This is a genomic window from Vibrio echinoideorum (assembly GCF_024347455.1).
In the GTDB taxonomy this organism is placed as follows: Bacteria; Pseudomonadota; Gammaproteobacteria; order Enterobacterales; family Vibrionaceae; genus Vibrio; species Vibrio echinoideorum.
Genome location: NZ_AP025483.1, coordinates 3,224,352 through 3,241,946, shown reverse-complemented (window position 1 = coordinate 3,241,946; position 17,595 = coordinate 3,224,352). Strand labels below are relative to the sequence as shown.

22 protein-coding genes are annotated in these 17,595 nt (G+C 44.2%); 17 read left to right on the top strand and 5 right to left on the bottom strand.

The genetic code is table 11. The annotated features are described in order from the left end of the window. Positions 1-11: 11 nt before the first annotated feature. The 4 genes from rlmB to rplI all read left to right on the top strand — a co-directional run bounded on the left by rlmB (position 12) and on the right by rplI (position 2,375). Positions 12-752, top strand: coding sequence for a 23S rRNA (guanosine(2251)-2'-O)-methyltransferase RlmB (gene rlmB, locus OCV36_RS14580; RefSeq protein WP_017073477.1), 741 nt, complete (start codon positions 12-14; stop codon positions 750-752). A gap of 358 nt (positions 753-1,110) precedes the next feature. Beyond that, positions 1,111-1,524, top strand: coding sequence for a 30S ribosomal protein S6 (gene rpsF, locus OCV36_RS14575; RefSeq protein ID WP_004735855.1), 414 nt, complete (start codon positions 1,111-1,113; stop codon positions 1,522-1,524). A gap of 132 nt (positions 1,525-1,656) precedes the next feature. Continuing rightward, positions 1,657-1,884 carry a 30S ribosomal protein S18 gene (gene rpsR / locus OCV36_RS14570; RefSeq protein WP_000090472.1) on the top strand — a complete coding sequence of 76 codons (228 nt, stop codon included), beginning with the start codon at positions 1,657-1,659 and terminating at the stop codon, positions 1,882-1,884. Positions 1,885-1,922: 38 nt separating this feature from the next. Beyond that, a complete protein-coding gene (gene rplI, locus OCV36_RS14565) occupies positions 1,923-2,375 on the top strand; it encodes a 50S ribosomal protein L9 (protein WP_017073476.1) in 453 nt (150 codons plus the stop codon). 235 nt (positions 2,376-2,610) lie between these two features. Here rplI and OCV36_RS14560 read toward each other — a convergent pair whose 3' ends face one another. Beyond that, positions 2,611-3,510, bottom strand: a complete 900-nt coding sequence (locus tag OCV36_RS14560; protein ID WP_029224843.1) for a DUF481 domain-containing protein — start codon at positions 3,508-3,510, stop codon at positions 2,611-2,613. Positions 3,511-3,685: 175 nt separating this feature from the next. Between OCV36_RS14560 and OCV36_RS14555 the strand changes: the two genes are divergently transcribed. Genes OCV36_RS14555 through OCV36_RS14545 form a run of 3 tightly spaced genes read left to right on the top strand, consistent with a single transcriptional unit; the run spans position 3,686 to position 7,398 of the window. After that, on the top strand, positions 3,686-5,077 hold the full coding sequence (locus OCV36_RS14555) for a replicative DNA helicase (protein WP_017073474.1): 1,392 nt from the start codon (positions 3,686-3,688) through the stop codon (positions 5,075-5,077). A gap of 6 nt (positions 5,078-5,083) precedes the next feature. Further along, entirely contained in the window at positions 5,084-6,169 is a 1,086-nt protein-coding gene (alr, locus tag OCV36_RS14550; protein WP_017073473.1) for an alanine racemase, read from the top strand. A gap of 23 nt (positions 6,170-6,192) precedes the next feature. Further along, positions 6,193-7,398 carry a BamA/TamA family outer membrane protein gene (locus OCV36_RS14545; protein WP_135459092.1) on the top strand — a complete coding sequence of 402 codons (1,206 nt, stop codon included), beginning with the start codon at positions 6,193-6,195 and terminating at the stop codon, positions 7,396-7,398. A 94-nt stretch (positions 7,399-7,492) separates the two neighbouring features. On the opposite strand, the gene OCV36_RS14540 is transcribed toward OCV36_RS14545, so the two are convergent. Next, on the bottom strand, positions 7,493-7,912 hold the full coding sequence (locus OCV36_RS14540; RefSeq protein WP_135459059.1) for a secondary thiamine-phosphate synthase enzyme YjbQ: 420 nt from the start codon (positions 7,910-7,912) through the stop codon (positions 7,493-7,495). Positions 7,913-8,237: 325 nt separating this feature from the next. Between OCV36_RS14540 and pgi the strand changes: the two genes are divergently transcribed. Then, complete coding sequence (gene pgi, locus OCV36_RS14535) at positions 8,238-9,890, top strand: glucose-6-phosphate isomerase (protein WP_135459061.1); 1,653 nt, start codon at positions 8,238-8,240, stop codon at positions 9,888-9,890. 187 nt (positions 9,891-10,077) lie between these two features. Here the strand turns inward: pgi and OCV36_RS14530 are convergent, their stop codons facing one another. Further along, the gene (locus OCV36_RS14530; protein ID WP_004735847.1) at positions 10,078-10,539 is read right to left on the bottom strand and encodes a chemotaxis protein CheX; all 462 of its coding nucleotides are present in this window, start codon (positions 10,537-10,539) and stop codon (positions 10,078-10,080) included. A gap of 17 nt (positions 10,540-10,556) precedes the next feature. Then, entirely contained in the window at positions 10,557-11,015 is a 459-nt protein-coding gene (gene zur, locus OCV36_RS14525; protein WP_004735846.1) for a zinc uptake transcriptional repressor Zur, read from the bottom strand. A 582-nt stretch (positions 11,016-11,597) separates the two neighbouring features. Between zur and OCV36_RS14520 the strand changes: the two genes are divergently transcribed. Next, the gene (locus tag OCV36_RS14520) at positions 11,598-12,215 is read left to right on the top strand and encodes a hypothetical protein (protein WP_135459063.1); all 618 of its coding nucleotides are present in this window, start codon (positions 11,598-11,600) and stop codon (positions 12,213-12,215) included. Between the two features lie 58 nt (positions 12,216-12,273). On the opposite strand, the gene OCV36_RS14515 is transcribed toward OCV36_RS14520, so the two are convergent. Further along, positions 12,274-12,882 carry a S24 family peptidase gene (locus tag OCV36_RS14515; RefSeq protein ID WP_135459065.1) on the bottom strand — a complete coding sequence of 203 codons (609 nt, stop codon included), beginning with the start codon at positions 12,880-12,882 and terminating at the stop codon, positions 12,274-12,276. Positions 12,883-13,015: 133 nt separating this feature from the next. Between OCV36_RS14515 and OCV36_RS14510 the strand changes: the two genes are divergently transcribed. The 8 genes from OCV36_RS14510 to OCV36_RS14475 all read left to right on the top strand — a co-directional run bounded on the left by OCV36_RS14510 (position 13,016) and on the right by OCV36_RS14475 (position 17,572). After that, a complete protein-coding gene (locus tag OCV36_RS14510) occupies positions 13,016-13,270 on the top strand; it encodes a pyocin activator PrtN family protein (RefSeq protein WP_135459067.1) in 255 nt (84 codons plus the stop codon). A gap of 9 nt (positions 13,271-13,279) precedes the next feature. Continuing rightward, a complete protein-coding gene (locus OCV36_RS14505) occupies positions 13,280-13,510 on the top strand; it encodes a hypothetical protein (protein WP_102433520.1) in 231 nt (76 codons plus the stop codon). Between the two features lie 9 nt (positions 13,511-13,519). Then, positions 13,520-13,714, top strand: coding sequence for a hypothetical protein (locus OCV36_RS14500; RefSeq protein ID WP_082241958.1), 195 nt, complete (start codon positions 13,520-13,522; stop codon positions 13,712-13,714). Continuing rightward, positions 13,714-15,543 (top strand): replication endonuclease, encoded by a 1,830-nt coding sequence (locus OCV36_RS14495; protein ID WP_135459069.1) that lies wholly within the window; start codon positions 13,714-13,716, stop codon positions 15,541-15,543. The genes OCV36_RS14500 and OCV36_RS14495 overlap by 1 nt, the downstream gene beginning before the upstream one ends. Before the next feature lie 64 nt (positions 15,544-15,607). Further along, positions 15,608-15,916, top strand: a complete 309-nt coding sequence (locus OCV36_RS14490) for a hypothetical protein (protein WP_135459071.1) — start codon at positions 15,608-15,610, stop codon at positions 15,914-15,916. Beyond that, on the top strand, positions 15,909-16,418 hold the full coding sequence (locus OCV36_RS14485; RefSeq protein WP_135459073.1) for a hypothetical protein: 510 nt from the start codon (positions 15,909-15,911) through the stop codon (positions 16,416-16,418). Before OCV36_RS14490 ends, OCV36_RS14485 begins: the two co-directional genes overlap by 8 nt. Further along, positions 16,411-16,848, top strand: a complete 438-nt coding sequence (locus OCV36_RS14480) for a hypothetical protein (protein ID WP_102538004.1) — start codon at positions 16,411-16,413, stop codon at positions 16,846-16,848. Before OCV36_RS14485 ends, OCV36_RS14480 begins: the two co-directional genes overlap by 8 nt. Next, positions 16,823-17,572: a hypothetical protein gene (locus tag OCV36_RS14475; RefSeq protein ID WP_135459075.1), complete on the top strand. Its 750-nt coding sequence runs from the start codon at positions 16,823-16,825 to the stop codon at positions 17,570-17,572. Before OCV36_RS14480 ends, OCV36_RS14475 begins: the two co-directional genes overlap by 26 nt. Positions 17,573-17,595 lie beyond the last annotated feature (23 nt).

The following is a 17,595-nucleotide window of genomic DNA, read 5'->3' as shown; positions in this document are numbered from 1 at the left end:
AATTTGAGACAATGAGTAACGAATTTATTTACGGTATTCACGCGGTGAAAGCCGTACTAGAAAAAGATCCAGCGCGCTTTATAGAAGCATATGTACTGAAAGGCCGCCAAGATGATCGCCTGCTTCCGCTATTGAATCAGCTACAACAGTTTGGTGTGTCGATCCAACAAATGGGCCGTAAGCCGCTTGATGAAAAAGCACAAGGTGCGAATCACCAAGGTCTTATTGCTAAGGTAAAGCCTGCTAAGCAGCTTAATGAAACACACCTAGATGATATCCTAGCTAAGCATGAACAGCCTTTATTGTTGGTTCTAGACGGCGTAACAGACCCTCATAACTTAGGTGCTTGCTTACGTAATGCGGATGCTGCAGGTGTGGCGGCTGTTATCGTGCCTAAAGACCGCTCTTCGCCGCTAACGGCAACGGTAAGCAAGGTAGCGTGTGGCGCGGCTGAAACCGTTCCTCTAGTACGTGTAACCAACCTAGCCCGCACAATGCGCGCACTGCAAGAGCAGGGTGTATGGTTCGTGGGTACGGCAGGTGAAGCGACGCATGATATCTACCAAGCGAAGCTAACTGGCCCGCTTGCTGTTGTGATGGGTGCTGAAGGTGACGGTATGCGTCGTTTAACGCGTGAAACTTGCGATGACCTTATTAAGATTCCAATGTCAGGTAGTGTGTCGAGCCTGAATGTTTCTGTGGCGTCGGGTATCTGCCTGTTCGAAGCAGTAAGACAGCGTTTAGCTCAGTAATGCTAGGTTCAGCAACATTTGACTAAGTCACGCTTGGTTTAGTTATGCTTGTCTATGTTGTTTAGAGATACTTGCTACATAAAGAGTTAAACGACTTTAAGTCTATGAATTTATTAACGCTCACTACTCGCTGGTGGGCGTTTCTTTTTAGGCTGTTAGGACGGAATCGATTGGTTTATCAGATGGCTAGATGGCGAAAGAAAAACTGTTTCATTATTAGCCAAATACCGCTTGCCAATACCGGGTTCTTTCTATAATATTTGCCGTCCTTAAAACTCGGTCATTTTTCTTTAGTTCCTTGCTTCCCTTGGACGACCGAGCCTTTCGTGGAAGCTAATAATCCGTAAGGAGCAACCAAATGCGTCATTATGAAATCGTATTCATGGTTCACCCTGATCAAAGCGAGCAAGTTGCTGGCATGATCGAGCGTTACACTGGTTCAATCACTGAAGCTGGTGGTACTATCCACCGTCTAGAAGACTGGGGCCGCCGTCAAATGGCTTACCCAATCAATAAACTTCACAAAGCTCACTACGTTCTTATGAACGTTGAAGCTGGCCAAGAAGTGATGGACGAGCTAGAAACTGCTTTCCGTTTTAACGATGCAGTTCTACGTAACATGATCATGCGCACTAAAGGCGCTGTGACTGAGCAATCTATCATGCTTAAGCAAAAAGAAGAGCGTGCAGAGCGTGCTCCTCGTCGTGATGACCGTGAAGAACGTGCACCACGTCGTGAAGAAGAAGCTAAGCCAGAAGCTGCTGCTGAGTAATTCTTTTTTGGCCTTTTAGGTCATTAAATATTATTCAACTCGTTTAGGTATTTCCACTACAAGCATTTGCTTAAGCTTATTTATAAGTTCGTGTGAATACCGCATTATTAAATTTAGATCAGGAGATAGCCCATGGCTCGTTTCTTCCGTCGTCGTAAATTCTGCCGTTTTACTGCAGAAGGCGTACAAGAGATTGACTACAAAGACGTAGCAACTCTAAAAAACTACATCACTGAAGCTGGTAAAATTGTACCTAGCCGTATCACTGGTACAAGTGCTAAATACCAACGTCAACTAGCTCGCGCTATCAAGCGTTCTCGTTACCTAGCACTACTACCGTACACTGACAAGCATCAGTAATCGGTAATAGTTAACAATAGTTTAAGAGGACTAAGATAATGCAAGTTATTCTACTTGATAAAATCGGTAACCTAGGTGGCCTTGGCGACCAAGTAAACGTTAAATCTGGTTACGCTCGTAACTTCCTTATCCCACAGGGTAAAGTAGTTATGGCAACTAAAGACAACGTTGCTATGTTCGAAACTCGCCGTGCTGAACTAGAAGCTAAAGTTGCTGAGCAACTAGCTGCTTCTGAAGCTCGTGCTGAGAGCGTTAACACTCTAGAAGGCGTTACAATCGCTTCTAAAGCTGGTGACGAAGGCAAGCTATTCGGTTCTATCGGTACTCGTGACATCGCTGACGCTATTACAGCGGCAGGTGTTGCAGTAGTTAAGAGCGAAGTACGCCTACCTGAAGGCGCTCTACGTAACCTTGGTGAATTCGAAGTAAGCATCCAACTTCACTCTGAAGTTTTTGCTACTGCGAAAATCACTATCGTTGCTGCTGAGTAATTTCAGTACCAAGACGAATTCTTTCTTTTGAAAGTTTTAAACACCAGCTTCGGCTGGTGTTTTTTTATGCCTGAAATATAGGAAAGCACAAGGAAAGGCTACTGTAGGTAAAAAGCTTACAGTGAGCCATAAGCTCTTATTGCTGAACAGGCCGTTCTCAAGGTTAGAAGTGGCGTTAAGATTAGAATAGTTCTTGAGACTAGAACTGCTCTTGAGATTAGAATAGTTCTTGAGATTAGAACTGAAAGAGCAGGTTAATCGACAGTACTGAGTCTTCTTTGCTTAACCCGCTAGGTACTTTGTCATGGTATTGACGAGAGTGAGCGATCTTCAGTGCGATATTGTCGGTGATATCGTTGATGGCTTCTAATTCAGTATCAAATTTCAGGTTACTGTGGCCAGACACTAACGTTACATCTGCCTTGAGCTGCAAATTCTTCAACACCTGCCATGATGTATTCACATTGCCACGGAAAATCGCCTCTTCAACAATCTCTGGGAAGATGATGTCATCGTCGTCCAATTCATCGAGATTAGGTTCTTGGTAACGAAAACCCGGTCCGACTTCGACTTCCAACACAAACTCTTCAGTGTTCGAGAACTGATAACCCAAACCACTAGAGATTGTGTAGTCTTTAAAGTAAGCGCTGTATCGTGAATCGACACCTTTAAAGCTGCCATAAAGGTAGGTTTTAGGGCTTAACTTATAGTCACTCTGAGCCGAGTAAGTCGATTGCCTTTTATCTTCTTCGCCATCTTTGTAGAGGTTGTAGTATTTCCATTCGCCACTGGTTCTATGACGGCCAGCCGTATACTCACCGTTTAGGCGGGCATTTAGCGATCGTGAATCAGAATTACCAGTATGCGACTGATACCCAAATTCGACTTCCGTCTTGAGTGGGTTCGGCAGCTCTGTGTCACTCGTATCACTTGGTGCGATATCCATATCTTTTTCAGGTGTCGGTGCAACGACGATCGGCTCAACAGTAGGTTCTGAAACTACTATAGAGTCGAGGATTGCATCGACAGAGGCTTTAGCATCATCATCAGCTAAGGCCAACGGAGAGCTCAGAAGGCTGGTGCTTAGAAGACCAGAGCTTAGAAGACCAGTGCTCAGAGCCAATAATTTGGACACGCATACCTCAGTTATACAGTGAATGAATGGAAGGATCGTAATGCTACCCTTGGTTAATTCCGTCAGCAATAGGTAAATTCTTACTGAAGAATAAAACAATCCCCGAGGATTGCATTACAAATGAATGTTCTTGGGTATAATGAACGATCATTATTAGTTATTGAGTGTAGTCATAGTGGATACCAGAAGTCAGAAATCAGCCAACGATCAGGTGGACGCCATCAAGGTCCCGCCACATTCATTAGAAGCTGAGCAATCTGTTATCGGCGGTTTGTTGCTGGACAACGAACGCTGGGATACGGTTTCAGAAAAAGTCGTGAGTAAGGACTTTTACAGTCGCCCTCACCGTCTGATCTTCGAAGCGGTAAAAGACATTCTGGAAGAAAGTGCTCCTCTGGATCTTATTACACTCTCTGAACATTTAGAGTTGCGTGAGCAGCTCGAAGAAGTTGGCGGCTTTGCCTACCTTGCCGACCTTGCTAAAAATACCCCAAGTGCGGCGAATATTAACGCTTACGCGGATATCGTGGCACAGCGTGCATTGGTTCGTAGCCTGATTGGTGTTGCGAATGAGATTGCCGATTCTGGTTATGACCCTCAAGGGCGTACATCAGAAGAGTTGGTGGATCTGGCTGAGAGTAAGGTCTTTGCGATTGCAGAAGGTCGAGCAAGTGAAAACGAAGGTCCCCAAAATGTTGATAGCATTCTAGAGAAGACTCTGGAACGTATCGAGATCCTATATAAATCGCCACAAGATGGTGTTACTGGTGTCGATACTGGCTTTAACGACCTTAACAAGAAGACGGCAGGCCTACAGGGTTCTGACTTAATCATTGTTGCTGCGCGTCCATCGATGGGTAAAACCACCTTTGCGATGAACTTGTGTGAAAACGCGGCGATGAAACAAGATAAGCCCGTTCTGATTTTCTCGCTAGAGATGCCAGCTGAACAGCTGATGATGCGTATGTTAGCGTCACTTTCTCGCGTAGACCAAACCAAGATTCGTACCGGTCAATTAGACGATGAAGATTGGGCGCGTATTTCATCGAGTATGGGTATTCTTATGGATAAGAAGAATATGTATATCGATGATAGCTCGGGTCTAACACCAACAGAGGTTCGTTCGCGTGCTCGACGTATCGCTCGTGAGCATGATGGTATCTCTATGATAATGATAGATTACCTTCAATTAATGCGTGTACCTTCATTGTCTGAAAACCGTACCTTAGAGATTGCCGAAATTTCTCGTTCCCTAAAAGCCCTTGCGAAAGAGTTGAATGTTCCGGTTGTTGCACTTTCTCAGCTTAACCGTTCCCTAGAGCAACGTGCAGATAAGCGCCCAGTAAACTCGGATTTGCGTGAATCAGGTTCTATCGAGCAAGATGCCGACTTAATCATGTTTATCTATCGTGATGAGGTTTATAACCCAGATAGTTCATTGAAAGGCATTGCTGAGATTATCCTTGGTAAGCAGCGTAACGGTCCTATCGGTTCTGTTCGTTTGACATTCCAAGGGCAACACTCCCGATTTGATAACTATGCAGGCCCTGCATTTGATGATGAGTAATCGTTAATGACTTACATGAAAGCTGCGGCGGCGAGCATTGATTTAAACGCGCTCGAACATAACCTGAACCAAATAAAGTTGAAGGCTCCTCAGTGCAAGGTCATGTCTGTAGTGAAAGCCAACGGCTACGGACACGGTTTACTGCATATCGCTAAACATTCTAAAAGCTCAGATGCTTTTGGTGTGGCGCGTATTGAAGAAGCGTTACAACTGCGTGCTGGTGGAATCGTTAAGCCGATATTATTGTTAGAAGGTTTTTACTCTTCGGGCGATTTACCCATATTGGTGACTAATAACATCCAAACCGTTGTGCATTGCGAAGAGCAATTGAGCTCACTAGAGAATGCTGATTTGGAAACGCCTGTTGTGGTATGGCTAAAGGTCGACAGTGGCATGCACCGCTTAGGTGTTCGCCCGGAGCAATACCAAAATTTTGTAGAGCGTTTGCATCAATGCCCAAATGTGGCAAAGCCATTGCGCTACATGAGCCATTTTGGATGTGCTGACGAGTTAGATAGAACCACAACAGTTGAACAGACTGAACTTTTTTTATCTCTAACGGATGGTTGCGAAGGTGAACGTTCACTTGCTGCTTCTGCTGGGTTACTCGCTTGGCCGGATAGTCATCTTGATTGGGTGCGCCCTGGAATCATCTCTTACGGTGTTTCTCCATTTGCTGATAAGTCGGCTCAAGAGCTCGGTTTTTTGCCTGTAATGACTCTGACATCTCACCTGATTGCGGTTCGTGATGTTAAAGCGGGTGAAAGTGTGGGTTATGGTGGAAACTGGACCAGTAAACGTGACACCAAGGTTGGTGTTATTGCTATTGGTTACGGAGATGGCTACCCGCGCACCGCACCAAATGGCACGCCTGTACTTGTTAACGGTAGAATAGTACCGATTGCAGGTCGAGTATCAATGGACATGCTCACGGTTGATCTCGGCCCTGATGCCGTGGATCAAGTGGGTGATGGGGCGACTCTGTGGGGTAAAGATTTACCTTCAGAAGAAGTCGCGGAACATATCGGCACTATCGCTTACGAGTTAGTCACTAAGCTGACTTCGCGTGTTGCGATGGAGTATGTGAAGTAGTTATGGATCTTGTAAACTAAATGATGTTCAAGAGAGCCTCTCGACATTGGTTAACGTCAGTCATGGCACTGCTCGGTGTCAGCTTTTCCTCTTCTGCTCTGAGTGAAGAAAAAGATTCAGCCTTCGTTCCTTTCTATTTCAGTACTGAAACCATGGGTAACACCGTTGGGGTTGCTGGTGTCGCAAAGGGTGTTTGGCAACCTCAGGCTGCTCTGTTTGGGATGGCGTTGTATTCAGACAAAGACAGTTATGTCGGGTTTTTATCAGCCTTTAATTATGCATTGTCTGAGAGTGTTCTGTTTAGTACACAGATGTACCAAGCACGTTTCAATGACAATCCTTATTACATTGGCTCTCAAGGTGACAATGATTCATCAATTGATGACAAAACCATTGCCGATGGCTTAGAGCAGAACTACCAGTTTGAATTTAAGTATCTGCTGCCTTGGGGCAATGTTGCAGACCATGGCTTGTTAGGGGCTTTTCAACCAATCAAAGATGTGAGCTTTGCTTCGCCAGTCGAGTCGGGCGTCAGCTCTATTATCTTCACGCCTTTTTATACCGCTCGTGAGCTAGAAGGGTTAAACAACACGGAAGAGGCGACAGGCTTTAGCTTGGCGTTTGATTGGGATAACCGTGATAGCACACGTAATCCAACCAAAGGGTCTCATACCAATCTTGAGTTCACTACTGGTGCTGAAAGTTGGTCCAATGACGACTTGTGGCTGAAATGGACATTCCAAAATAGTCAGTACTTCGCTTTAGGTCCTTTAGGGGACTTGTTCGACCAACAAGTCGTGGCTTTCGATTTCTATACAGCCGATACACCTACGTGGGATAACTGCTCAGGACAAGATTGTGCTCGTCCACCGGAAACAGAACAAGCTCGACTCGGTGGTTTGTATCGTCTTCGCGGTTATACCGGCGGTCGCTACCATGGCCGTTCAGCGGTGCATTACTCCGCTGAATACCGAGTGCTTCCAGATTGGCAACCACTCGGCGATATTCCTTTGATTAACTACTATGACTTGCCTTGGTGGCAATGGGTCGCGTTCGCCGAAATAGGGCGAGTGGCTGATGAGTACGATATCAAAGAATTGCACACTGATATGAAATGGAGCTTAGGTGGCGCTGTTCGTTTTCAAGTGGAAGGTATTGTCGTTCGTGCTGAGTTAGCTCGAGGCGGTGATGAAGGGACCTTTAGGGTCATGATAAACCAGCCTTTCTAGATTTCACTGCTTCAGTTGAAAGTGAATCCACATTGTATTCTTAAAGGGTGACTGCATTTGCGTCACTCTTTTTTGTTCGAATTAGCTTAACTGTTTATTCACCTTGAATCGTGGCGATCACAGTGCGGCTTCCTCCGCAATCTCGGTGCTCACCCAAGTATATGCCCTGCCATGTTCCTAAAGCTAAACGCCCGTTGGTTATTGGAATTGTCACACAACTGCCAAGTGTCGATGCTTTAATATGAGCTGGCATGTCATCATCACCCTCATAAGTATGTCTGTAATAAGCCGCTCGCTCGGGTACGAACTTGTTAAAGTGTGATTCCATATCAGTACGAACGGTTGGGTCGGCATTTTCGTTGAGTGTTAGGCTAGCAGAAGTGTGTTGTATGAAAAGATGTAATAAACCAACAGAGAGAGAGTTCATATCGTTTAACTGTTGTTCAATTTCATCAGTAATGAGATGAAATCCCCGCTTTCGTGCATTGAGGTGTATAGTCTTCTGAATCCACATACGCCATCCCTTATAATGTATTTGGAAAAAAAGCAGTTTAACGCTATCTTTTGAACTTGAATTTATACGCTATCGCTCACATTTAATTATGTTAGAGCTAGAGTAAGTACCGATTTTTCTATCAGGAAATCGATTTCTGATTTATCTCAAGGTACAGCTCTTCATATACGGCATAATACGTCGTGAAAATAAATTACAAAGAATCTTTCAGTGGTGATGCGTTTTATCGTCACAGAAAAATATAAACTTTCGCCTAATCGGGGGTTCTATTCATCACCCTAGTGACGTTTAGAATAAAACCTACAGTAATATCGGGATAGATACCATGTTGAAAAATATCAACCCAACGCAAACACAAGCGTGGAAAGCTCTAACTGCACATTTTGAGTCTGCTCAAGATATGGATATGAAAGAGCTGTTTGCTCAAGATGCAAAGCGTTTCGAGAGCTTTTCTACTCGTTTCGGTTCTGACATCTTAGTGGATTACTCTAAGAACCTTATCGATGCTGAAACGATGCAGCACTTATTCGCTCTTGCGAACGAGACTGAAGTTAAGTCTGCAATCGAAGCAATGTTCGGCGGTGATGCAATCAACAAGACTGAAGGTCGTTCAGTACTTCACACTGCTCTACGTAACCGTAGCGACAACCCAGTAATGGTTGATGGCAAAGACGTAATGCCAGCAGTGAACGCAGTACTAGCAAAAATGGAACTGTTCACGCACCGCATCGTTTCTGGTGAGTGGAAAGGTTACACAGGTAAACAGATCACTGATGTTGTAAATATCGGTATCGGCGGTTCGGACCTTGGCCCATACATGGTGACTGAAGCACTAACACCATACAAAACTCGCCTAAACATGCACTTCGTTTCTAACGTTGATGGTACTCACATCGTTGAGACGTTAAAGCCGCTGAACCCAGAGACAACTCTGTTCTTGGTTGCTTCTAAAACATTCACAACTCAAGAAACAATGACGAATGCACACTCTGCACGTGATTGGTTCTTGGCTGAAGCGGGTGATAGTGCACACGTTGCTAAACACTTCGCAGCACTATCAACTAACGCAACTTCAGTTGCTGAGTTTGGTATTGATACTGACAACATGTTCGAATTCTGGGACTGGGTTGGTGGTCGTTACTCACTATGGTCTGCAATCGGCCTTTCTATCTCTCTTTCTATCGGCTTCGATAACTTCGCTGAGCTACTAGATGGCGCACACGAGATGGATAACCACTTTGCTTCAACTGAGTTTGAAAGCAACATTCCAGTGATTCTTGCTCTTATTGGTGTTTGGTACAACAACTTCCATGGCGCTGAGTCAGAAGCGATTCTACCTTACGATCAATACATGCACCGTTTTGCTGCTTACTTCCAGCAAGGTAACATGGAATCAAACGGTAAGTTTGTTGACCGTGAAGGCAACCCAGTAGAATACCAAACAGGTCCTATCATCTGGGGTGAACCAGGTACAAACGGCCAGCACGCTTTCTACCAACTGATTCACCAAGGCACTAAGCTGATCCCATCAGACTTTATTGCTCCTGCTATCAGCCACAACCCTGCATCTGATCATCACCAGAAGCTAATGTCTAACTTCTTTGCTCAAACTGAAGCACTTGCTTTCGGTAAGACAAAAGAGACAGTAGAAGCTGAATTCCTAGCGGCAGGCAAAACAGCAGAAGAAGCAGCTGAACTTGCTCCTTTCAAAGTATTTGAAGGCAACCGTCCAACGAACTCAATTCTTGTTAAGCAAATGACTCCTCGCTCTTTAGGTAACCTAATCGCGATGTACGAGCACAAGATTTTTGTTCAAGGCGTTATCTGGAACATCTTCAGCTTTGACCAATGGGGTGTAGAGCTTGGTAAGCAACTAGCAAACCAAATTCTTCCAGAGCTTGCTGACGATGCTCAAGTGACCTCTCACGACAGCTCAACTAACGGTCTTATCAATGCATTTAAAGCGTTGAAAGCTTAAGACTGTTTGAGTAGTACAGAGTAAAAACAGTAATAAATAATAAAAACGCCAACCCGAAAGGTTGGCGTTTTTTATATCCGTCGATTTTACGGCAATAAAAAAGGCTGACGCACGTGTGTCAGCCTTCTTAATATTTTAGTTACCGCTTCTAGATTGTAGCGAATACTCTATATATCAGTAAGTCGTTTTATTCGAAACAGATCTCGATGAAGGCATTACCCCACTGAGATGTGAAAGGCATAATGATAATAGCACCTTCACACTTATGACGAATGGTGTGGCCTTTGCCTGATACGACGATTGGCGTTGCCATATCGAAGTCAAAGCCGCTTTCCGCAAGAATACGTTTTGCACCGCCAGTAACCATGTTGGTAATTTCACCGACCATATCGGTCACTTCTTCGTTCAAGCCGTTTGGTCGTTCACCTAGCATGTTTTCCATGATTTCAAGAGCGAGACCTTCATCGAAGGTGATCGACATTGAACCACGAGATTGTGTACCAACCATGCCAATTAGGCCTGATACATCACCACGAGCGATTTCATCTTTCTTAACTCTTGGTTTTTGTGGCTTTAATTCTAGAGAAGCCATCGTTTTTAATACGTTCATCAAAGAAGCTAAAAACGGGTTTACAAATTCAGCGCGCATAATGTTCTTCTATAATCTTATTCTTTCATATCGGAGGAGCAAGTTTGGCAAATGCCATGCGACTCAATGACTTGATTAGTCAATTTAAAGCCATGCTTCTCAGCGTTACTAGCGAGTAGAGTGACAAGCGCATCGTCTTGTAATTCTACCACCGTGCCACATTTATCGCAGATCAGTAGTTGGGAGAAATGTTTATTGGCATTGCAAGAACAGCAGCATATAAAGCTATTGGTTGATTCAACTCGGTGAATGAAACCTTGTTCCAACAAGAAATCCAAAGCGCGATATACTGTCGGAGGCTTGGCTTGTGGTTCACTGACTTTCAATTGCTCTAACAATTCATAAGCACTAGAGGCTTTTTTATTAGAGAAAATGAGCTCAAACACTCGCTTTCTCTGAGGTGTTAATCTAACGCCTCGAGATGCGCATATCCCTTCAACTTGCTCTATTAATGTGTGGTCCAAATTTTTCACCATTCAATCGGACATCCCTATTCAAACCTTATTTATAGGTTACTACGTTTTGGGAGCCAATGATTTCTATTAAAGTCAGGTACAGAGCGTATTGTGACCCACGACTTTGAATAAGACAAGGTAACTCAAAATGACAGTGTGACTCAAGGCATAACTGATTAGTGAGGCTGAATTAGAGGTTTGGTGAATAGGTTTAAATAAAAAATGTGAGGTAAAGTTCATATAGCACAAACCGGGCATAGCATTTACAATAGCTGACCTTGCTTTTGCTGGGTGTTCCAGCATATTTTTTTGACTCGCTACTAGGGTACTTTGCCATGACACATTCATGTAGGTTGTCTGTCGCTCCAATGCTCGATTGGATTGATTAATCAGCCTTAGCAAGGGCTGTGCGAGTTTGAGGGGGACTATAGGGAACCTATAAACATATTACCTGAATTTCACATCACTACATGCAGTATTCTAAATCGGTCAATTACTTCAGTTTTCGATAAAAGTGTATATAAGTCTAGTTACATAACCTGCGTTCTTTACCAAAAATGATGAACAGTATATAAACCCCCTTTATAAAAGGAGTATATATATATGTCTAAGCTAATTGAAAAATTTGGTCTGCCAACCGTTTTGTTCTTTGCTCTAATGATATTAGGGCCTATCGCTATCTATGCTTACAAATTTCAGTTTGGTTTGTGGGAAAAAAATGCAGATTGGGGAGCTCTTGGAGGTTACCTATCTGGCATTTACAGCCCTATGGCTGTTGGATTAACGTTGTATGTCTTAGTGCGACAGCAGGACCATTCTGAGAAGGTGATTGAAGTTAACCAACAGAGAGAAGATTTGAATTTTTTGCTCACTCGATTAGATACTTACCTACATCAAACAACCGCAGAAGATGGTGTTGTTCTGCATGAGTGGTTCAAAAAAGAGTTAGCTTTTTCTGATAACAACAAGCTTAAAAGTCAGCAGGATCTTCTTAGGGCTATAAATGCAGAACATTTAGTAATTTCTACGACTTGGTATGCCGTGTGGCTTCTTTTGACCGATATTCTGGAAAGTGATAGTAAACCTCAACATAAAAACATGAGCGAAACTAAGGTTGTGACAATTCTTTCTTACGATACGTGTGTTGCATTAGATAAGTTTCTGTATTCAACGCAGTTAGAAAAAAATATAGCCAAGAAAGATCTTCATTTTTGGTCATAACATTTTAAATTTCGTTTACCACAAGCCCTAGTACCACTAAGTTCCAAAGTTCATAGGGCTATAATTTCCCTCCGCCCCAAATTGCTTGTCCTAAGATCTCGAAGTCTGTCGATCCCACTTCTTTATGCGTTAGTTCCCATGGGTCGTAAAACTGAAAGTTGTCGCTCTTAAAAATAATCTTAGCTGGCTGAAACTGCAGACGTTTCACCATAACTTGGCCATTGACTCGAAATACATATACGCCATCACCACTAAAGTCATTTAGACGTTTCACCATCATTAAAGAGCCATCTTTTAACGTTGGGTACATCGAATCGCCTTTTGCTCTCATCAAAAAAACTTCACTTGGGTTTACATGGAGCTCATCGCGAAGGTATCGCTCTGCGAAACTCATTTCGGTTGAGGTTTCGACTTCAATTAATGAACCATGACCAGCACTCGCTTCTACATCGTAATAAGTCAACTCTACCATCCCAGATAACTCAGAAAGTGGGTTTTGTGATGTTTGTCTCGCTTTTAGAAAAATATCTTTAGGGATATTTTCTCGTGCTCTCCAGTTCTGAATTGACCTTGGAGCTATGCCCAAAGCCTTTGCTAAATCTACGTTTTTTGCCGTATTGGTAAGTGCTTTTAAATCATCAATTTGTTCATCAATTGACTTGTTCATGATGTACTCCGATGTATAAATGATGTTGTTTTGTGTTTTTCTGATGTTAGTATCATCAAATGTGCATCGTTGACGCTATGGATGTACATTCGAATCACCTTGAGTTGTTTTAAGTGTACTACATGGAGAACTTATGAACACAAACTTTGCATTACTTGCGCGTTTTGAGAGCCCTACGGTCGAACTGAAGCAAGTTAGCCAAGAATTTTTTGGCATCACACCTAAAACGGCAGAGCAACGAGCGAAAGCTTGTGACTTTCCCGTCCCTACCTTTAAGTTGCGCGATTCAGAGCGTAGCCCGACCTTAATCAAAATTGATGATTTAGCTGCCTATATCGACAAGCGATATGAGCAAGCTAAAACCGAATGGCAATCAGTGAATCTTTAAGGGGGGCTTATGAAAAATACCAACCAACTCAAACAAGACTTCAAAAGTTTACGGTTAGTTATCAGAGGGAAAGCGTCGGCTTATACAGCTTTTAGTCTTGGCCAGAAATATCCCTATTACTCGACTGTTTATTTTGCTGCGTACGAGGCCGAGTTAAAGAGTGACAAGTTTCCAATGCGATTAAGGCTAGAGCATTTCCGTGAAACGGGACTAGTCGTTGCCGTTCGAAACTTTGCTTAGAGGTTCGTTATGACCGTATCTGACCCGATCCACTTACCTTGTCCCGATATGCTTGGCATGGTTGACCCAAAACCGGAACTACGCGAACGCTCTATTCATTTGATAGAGCAGTTACGTGAAAAACATGGTTTATCGAAGCGTTCAAAGCGCAAAGCTAGACCGATGAATTACGTTTGCACAAATCATTCGTGTACGGGGCTGTAATGAACGAACAAGCGATGATAGCCGCACTTGCTAACATGGAAGCGAAAAGTGACGCAGGGGAACTCACTCGTTACTCTGCGTTCACTAAACGCTTCTTTCCTCGCTTGCCTAAAATCGTGCGTAACGATGTGAAGCGCAAAATAGCCAAGCGTAAACAACGCCAAAACCCGACCAAAGAAAATCTGATACTAGCGGCAGAAGATGCCGTTAAATTTGGGCTGAAAAGAGCGCACTTCATTGAAGATAAATTCCCGTTTGTTGATAGTCGCGCTAAGAGCCGAACTCAACCTTTAAGCCACGATATTTTGATGCGTGATGATGCCGTTAGTGAACTAGCAAAAAAGTTCGCTGATAAGTGCGCGTTACTGCTTACCGAAGAAAGCCAACCCGAAGTATTCAAAAGCTTTTTAGATGCGATAGAGCATGTTTACCAATTGCAGGAAGCTGAACTAAAAACGATTCATGTTAACGCGCCACAAGTGAACCTTAAAAAACGCGATAAGAAACCGGAAGAGTTAGAACAAGACCTACAGGTAGCCGTACTCAAGATGCAATCTGAATCTTGGATTGAGGGACGCTTGTTACACCTCCGAGCACAATACATTGAGTATTCACAAATCACGCTTGAGCGAGTTGGTGAGGGAAAGCATCAGTCACCGGTGATCAGTGCGTTGTCATTTGCCAACTGGAAACAGAAACAGCGTGACGCTAAAGCGTTCCTTGAAACTATGGCAGTAATGAATAACGAGACAGGCGACTCTTTCAATCTTGAGGATGTGGTCAAGCGAACGACTGTGAATCCAGAAAACCGTCGTATTGAAATGATGGTGCGATCTCGTGGCTTTGAAGAGTTGGCTCAAGACTTAGGTTATACCGCGCTCTTTATTACTTGGACGTTGCCGAGTAAATACCACCGAGTCTCTAAAAAGTGGAATGGTGCGAGTATCAAAGACGGCCACCAAGTTCTCATGCAGCAATGGGCGTTAGGTCGAGCACTGCTAGCGAAAGAAGAGATTCATTATTTTGGTTTTCGAGTGGCTGAACCACACAAAGACGCGACCAGTCATGCTCACTACTTTCTGTTTTGTTCGCCTGACGACAAAGACTTCATTATCGAAACCTTAAAATTGTGCGCTATCTCTGAGGATAAGCACGAACTAGGTTCTGATATTTCACCTCGTTTTGATGTGAAAGAAGCTGACCCTAAAAAAGGCGGGGCGACTGCCTACATTGCTAAATACGTCTCGAAGAACATTAACGGTAAGCACATGCCAGAAAATGAGGGGGAGGAATCTGCCTATCGTGCACGTGCTTGGGCTTCCACTCACCGAATCCGTCAGTTTCAGCAATTTGGTGGTAAGCCAGTTTCCCTTTGGCGAAATCTACGCAGGGCAAAACCGGAACAGACCATGATAGACCCAAAGCTCGAAGAGCTGCGCCAAGCGGCAGATTCTTCGAAGTGGTCGCTGTTCTGCCAATTGGCTGATAGTGCAAAAGTGGCCTACCAATCAAAACAAAACCAATACGGTGAAACAACCAAAAAGGTGATCGGCTTTTTTTGGCTCGGTCGTCTTATCGAAACGTCTAGCGAGTGCTATTCGCTCGTTAAGAAAAAAGACGTGAAGCGTCTTCAAGAGGCGCGGAGCGTCTCACCTTGGAGCACTGAAAATAACTGTAACTCTCCCTTAGTTGAACATCTTCAACGCGTGACCGGATGGAGCGTGGAGGGAGTCCAATGTCTAATCTCACCGCTAATGCGGGGGGCAAAAGTTCAAATAGATAAATACACGAATATCAGTTTCAAAAACAATCGTCTGATTGTGTATTAAACCATTGCCAACGATGTGAATCAGGGGCTAAACACTAAACAACGTCGTGAGACAGAGGAACACTATGAACACACTTTCTAAAGAAGAATGCCAAGCAGAGCTAAAACGCCTAGATACTATTGATGGATTGGAGCAAGAGCTTGAAATCGCCTTCGATAAAGTTAAAGACCTCTCACCAAGTGACCTACTAACGCTTGCCCCTAAACTTTTGATGGGAAATGCCAACCCTTTAACTGAGCTTGGCCTTGACCCCCAATTGGTAGACAAAGCAAAGCTTGTCGCTAAAGCCAATCGCATCATTCGTTCAGAGCGTAAAAAGCAGCTTCAAAAGCAGATGGGTAATGTGATTGAAGAGGTGCAAACCGATGAGTAAAACACCGAATCCAACACGGGGCTATGTGTCTTGCCCCGTGTGCAGTCGAGCGTCAACCGTTCACATGGTGGGCGAGGGCAAACTGATTGATACAGGCGAAACCGTTAAGAACGGGCGCAACCTTGGATTGCTTTATTACAAGTGTCCGAGCTGCGGTAATAGTTCAATGAGTAAAACGGTGAGTGATTATTGCAGTGAGCACATGCAAGAGTCGGTGGCTCAGCTGCCAGTGCTAAACGAAGTCGTTGAGCTTGAGCTAACCGAAGATGAGCCAACGGTCATTGAAGTGCAAACCAATACCGATTCAACTGAAATGACTACGGTAGACCAAGCGCTCCCAACCGAAGAAATCCAAGACGAAGTGCAACCACCAAAACCAAGCCTTAAACCGCAATTGCTCAAGGTTGGAGCATGTTTGGGTTTGATTCTCGTGTTGCTCTTCACCATTAAACGTTTATTGGCAACGCCAAAATCAACGCAGAAGGGTAACGCCAATGGATGAATCAACCGTTGAAATGAGTGCTGACAACCTTGCTGAGCTTGATATGTACGTTGCGGAGCTGCAATCGAGCGCTTCAACCGAAAACCAACCGAGTGGCAGCACTGAACAAGAGCCCGAAGTCGATGTTAGTGAAGCATTGGATGCGTTGGTTACAACGGGGTTAGTGGTTGTTGAGCAAGCCGTGTCTATTATGAAAGACATTGATTTTGAGTTTGATGATCGCGCTAAACAAAGCGTTATCAATGCAGCTCGACCTGTTGCTAAACAATACGGTGGCGCATTGCTTGAACATTGTGGTGATTACATGAACTTGATGACGCTCACCTTGGCGATTTTAGGTTTGTGGTGGGCTTCTAAGAAACAAATCACCGCATTAGAAATGCAGAAAGAAGAGGAGGCGAAGCATGTCGCTAATCGTAAATCCGATTAACTCTAATCCCTCTCATGATGCTGAGCACACCGTTTATTTAGGTGGTACGGGTAGCGGAAAAACCAGTGCCGTGAAATTCATGGGGCTAGTACCCAAAAAAGGACAAGTCCTGTTCTTTGACCCGTACCGAAATTATGCGGGGCAAAAGTTTCACGGCCAGATGTGTCATGGCTTTGATGACCTTGCCAAGTTTATCAAAGCGGCAGTGCATGGTCGTCGTGTTGGCTGTTCGTTTAAGCTTGCCTATGTCCCGCCCCAAGGAGCATGCATGTCAGAACTTGAAGCTTTTAGCGCGATTGCTTGGGCGTTGGGGGATGGTCATAAAACTAAGCTGAATGTGGTGATTGAAGAACTCGCAAGTTGCGCGGAAACCTCTGGAAAGCTAGAAGGGAAAACAGGTGAGCTTTTACGTGGCGGCCGTCAGTTTGGTCATGTGGTGCACACCATCTTTCAGCGTGGGCAAGAAGTACCTAAAACCGTGACTAATCAATCTTCGGTTTGGTGGTTGGGTGCGGTGAACTCTGGCGTGGATGCGGATTGGGTTGCCAAACAAAAAGGCATTCACTCAAACGAAGTTGCTGATCTTAAAAGTGCCAAGGTTAATAAACGTCTTATCGGCAAGGCGATCGCGGAATACCTAATTGTTCGTGATGGGATTGGCAACATAGAGCGTGGTGCTCTGAACTGTGAAAGTGGGAAGCTCCTATCTCGCAATTACCGTTAAACCCTTCGTGATGCCTCTCTCAT

What these genes read in the sequence shown, in the direction of transcription:
- OCV36_RS14505 (WP_102433520.1), top strand. Translation starts at nt 13,280, where the DNA reads ATGAAAAATACCAACCAACTCAAACAAGACTTCAAAAGTTTACGGTTA.
- OCV36_RS14510 (WP_135459067.1), top strand. Translation starts at nt 13,016, where the DNA reads ATGAACACAAACTTTGCATTACTTGCGCGTTTTGAGAGCCCTACGGTC.
- pgi (WP_135459061.1), top strand. Translation starts at nt 8,238, where the DNA reads ATGTTGAAAAATATCAACCCAACGCAAACACAAGCGTGGAAAGCTCTA.
- rpsF (WP_004735855.1), top strand. Translation starts at nt 1,111, where the DNA reads ATGCGTCATTATGAAATCGTATTCATGGTTCACCCTGATCAAAGCGAG.
- zur (WP_004735846.1), bottom strand. Translation starts at nt 11,015, where the DNA reads ATGGTGAAAAATTTGGACCACACATTAATAGAGCAAGTTGAAGGGATA.
- OCV36_RS14530 (WP_004735847.1), bottom strand. Translation starts at nt 10,539, where the DNA reads ATGCGCGCTGAATTTGTAAACCCGTTTTTAGCTTCTTTGATGAACGTA.
- OCV36_RS14485 (WP_135459073.1), top strand. Translation starts at nt 15,909, where the DNA reads ATGAGTAAAACACCGAATCCAACACGGGGCTATGTGTCTTGCCCCGTG.
- rplI (WP_017073476.1), top strand. Translation starts at nt 1,923, where the DNA reads ATGCAAGTTATTCTACTTGATAAAATCGGTAACCTAGGTGGCCTTGGC.
- rlmB (WP_017073477.1), top strand. Translation starts at nt 12, where the DNA reads ATGAGTAACGAATTTATTTACGGTATTCACGCGGTGAAAGCCGTACTA.
- OCV36_RS14520 (WP_135459063.1), top strand. Translation starts at nt 11,598, where the DNA reads ATGTCTAAGCTAATTGAAAAATTTGGTCTGCCAACCGTTTTGTTCTTT.
- OCV36_RS14500 (WP_082241958.1), top strand. Translation starts at nt 13,520, where the DNA reads ATGACCGTATCTGACCCGATCCACTTACCTTGTCCCGATATGCTTGGC.
- OCV36_RS14540 (WP_135459059.1), bottom strand. Translation starts at nt 7,912, where the DNA reads ATGTGGATTCAGAAGACTATACACCTCAATGCACGAAAGCGGGGATTT.
- OCV36_RS14545 (WP_135459092.1), top strand. Translation starts at nt 6,193, where the DNA reads ATGTTCAAGAGAGCCTCTCGACATTGGTTAACGTCAGTCATGGCACTG.
- OCV36_RS14475 (WP_135459075.1), top strand. Translation starts at nt 16,823, where the DNA reads ATGTCGCTAATCGTAAATCCGATTAACTCTAATCCCTCTCATGATGCT.
- OCV36_RS14515 (WP_135459065.1), bottom strand. Translation starts at nt 12,882, where the DNA reads ATGAACAAGTCAATTGATGAACAAATTGATGATTTAAAAGCACTTACC.
- OCV36_RS14480 (WP_102538004.1), top strand. Translation starts at nt 16,411, where the DNA reads ATGGATGAATCAACCGTTGAAATGAGTGCTGACAACCTTGCTGAGCTT.
- OCV36_RS14495 (WP_135459069.1), top strand. Translation starts at nt 13,714, where the DNA reads ATGAACGAACAAGCGATGATAGCCGCACTTGCTAACATGGAAGCGAAA.
- rpsR (WP_000090472.1), top strand. Translation starts at nt 1,657, where the DNA reads ATGGCTCGTTTCTTCCGTCGTCGTAAATTCTGCCGTTTTACTGCAGAA.
- alr (WP_017073473.1), top strand. Translation starts at nt 5,084, where the DNA reads ATGACTTACATGAAAGCTGCGGCGGCGAGCATTGATTTAAACGCGCTC.
- OCV36_RS14490 (WP_135459071.1), top strand. Translation starts at nt 15,608, where the DNA reads ATGAACACACTTTCTAAAGAAGAATGCCAAGCAGAGCTAAAACGCCTA.